The organism is Lishizhenia sp., assembly GCF_033720595.1.
Taxonomy (GTDB): Bacteria; Bacteroidota; Bacteroidia; order Flavobacteriales_D; family Crocinitomicaceae; genus Lishizhenia.
Genome location: NZ_JAWWCF010000289.1, coordinates 1 through 2,264, shown reverse-complemented (window position 1 = coordinate 2,264; position 2,264 = coordinate 1). Strand labels below are relative to the sequence as shown.

General features: G+C 36.5%; 2 protein-coding genes and 1 pseudogene. 1 reads left to right on the top strand and 2 read right to left on the bottom strand.

The window, feature by feature from the left end; genetic code table 11:
- Both R3333_RS14135 and R3333_RS14130 read right to left on the bottom strand, forming a co-directional pair.
- Positions 1 to 213, bottom strand: a pseudogene (locus tag R3333_RS14135) (antitermination protein NusB); the annotation flags it as partial.
- Between the two features lie 8 nt (positions 214 to 221).
- Positions 222 to 1,319, bottom strand: a complete 1,098-nt coding sequence (locus R3333_RS14130; protein WP_318959415.1) for a Glu/Leu/Phe/Val dehydrogenase dimerization domain-containing protein — start codon at positions 1,317 to 1,319, stop codon at positions 222 to 224.
- Positions 1,320 to 1,419: 100 nt separating this feature from the next.
- Here R3333_RS14130 and R3333_RS14125 point away from each other — a divergent pair.
- Positions 1,420 to 2,264: ABC transporter transmembrane domain-containing protein (locus tag R3333_RS14125; RefSeq protein WP_318959414.1), on the top strand; the 845-nt coding region annotated here is incomplete at its 3' end.

The window sequence follows — 2,264 nt, the reverse complement described above, 5'->3', positions numbered from 1 at the left end:
TGGTAAAATCTTTTTCTTATTCTCTTCGATACGGTGTTCTGCAACGTTTTTCAACTCTGCAAAACCTAACAAGAAATAAAGGTATAGATCGTAAATACGATCTATAGCCTCCATCATTTCTTTTTCTGCTCGAATTACACTTTCCTTATCACTTTGATAATAAGCGTAGAGTGATTGTAATACCTTTATTCTTAAGTGTCTTCTATTTAGCATACTAATTATTACATCGGTAATTTAACCTTACCTATTGATTGAATTCTTTCTTCTGCCATTTTATTTGCAATCGCAAATGTTGGCGTGTTCTCTGAGCTAGATCTCTTCACAATGTTTAAGATTGTAGAGTAGATATCTTCTGCTTTGCTCATTGCCCACTCCGAAGATAAACCTTTTACCTCTGAGTAACAATTAATAACTCCACCTGCATTTAATGCGTAATCTGGTGCGTAGATAATTCCTTTCTGACGAACGATTTCTCCGTGTACATTTTCATCCGCTAACTGGTTGTTGGCAGCTCCTGCGATGATCGAACATTTTAAACGCTCTAAAGTAGCATCGTTTACTGTCGCTCCTAAAGCACATGGTGCATATATGTCCATGTCTACATCGTAAATCTCATCTAAACCAACTACTGTAGCTCCATATTCCTTAGATATCCTTGCTAAAGCATCTTGGTTGATATCAGTGATTACAACGTTTGCATTCTCCTCAGTTAAGTGTTTTACTAAGTATTCACCAACGTGACCAACTCCTTGAACCGCTACTGTTTTACCCGCTAAGTTGTCAGAACCAAATTGCTCTTTAGCACAAGCTTTCATTCCCATGAAGGTACCGTAAGCTGTAACTGGAGAAGGATCTCCACTTCTTCCTGGTAGACCTGCTACGTGCTCAGTTTCCATGTTCACCCACGACATATCCTGTGGATTGATACCCACATCTTCTGCTGTAATATATTTACCTGCTAAACTGTTTACGAATTTTCCGAATCTTCTGAATAGGGCTTCAGATTTCATTGACTTAGAATCACCGATGATTACGGCTTTACCACCCCCTAAGTTTAACCCTGAGATTGAGTTCTTGTAGGTCATACCTCTAGAAAGCCTTAAAACATCGTTCAATGCTTCCATTTCATTGTTGTACATCCACATTCTAGTTCCACCTAGTGCTGGTCCTAAAACTGTGTTGTGAACAGCTATAATAGCTTTCAAGCCTGTTGCATTATCATTACAAAATAATAATTGCTCGTGGCCTAACATAGACATTTGTGCTATGACTGGATTATCAGCCAAATTTGTCGCACTCATTTCCTTTACCTCAATCATTTCAATACTGTATTAAATAGAATCTTTATTATTCCAATTCTTTGCCTAATTTTGTCTTCCGTTGAAGTCAAAACGCGGTGCAAAAATAGAAAATTAAAACATGAAGTCTCTCAGCTATCTCAACAAATATTTCCTAAAATACAAATGGCATTTACTTTTAGGAGTCTTATTTATTATCATTCAGAACGTTCTGGTGATAGAGATGCCAGAGCTGGTAAAGGATGCTGTGAATGATTTTCAGGAAAAAATCGCCGCTAACGAAACCATAGAAAATATTGCTTGGTTAGCTTTTAGTCTTGCTGGAATGTACTTTTTATTATCCCTAACCAAAGGGATTTTTCTTTTTTTTACGCGTCAAACCATCATAAAAGTGTCAAGATATGTGGAGTACGATTTGAAAAATGAAATCTACGAGCACTATCAAAAATTGAATTTTAACTTTTACAAGCGCCATTCAACGGGAGATTTATTAAACCGTATTTCTGAAGATGTATCTAAGGTGAGATTGTACCTAGGACCTGGAGTTATGTATACCGTAAACCTTGTATTCTTATTTAGTTTCATCTTTTGGAGAATGCTTTCTATTAATGTAGAATTAACACTTTGGGTTTTATTGCCGCTTCCTATTATGTCGTTCTTGGTGTACAAAGTTTCGGATAGAATGAACAAGCAAAGTGAGCGTGTACAACGTGAACAATCTAAGTTGAGCTCCATTGTACAAGAAACTTTTTCAGGAGTGAGAGTACTCAAAGCTTACGGTGCAGAAGAAGGATTCAACAAAATCTTTAATACCTCAAATGAAAATTATTTAAAGCGTAATATGGACTTGGTCTTTACCAATGCGCTGTTTATGCCAACTATTGTTTTCTTAATTGGAATCTCTACAACCATTACCATTTTTATTGGCGGTAATATGTACATCGATGGTGAGATTACTAATCCTGG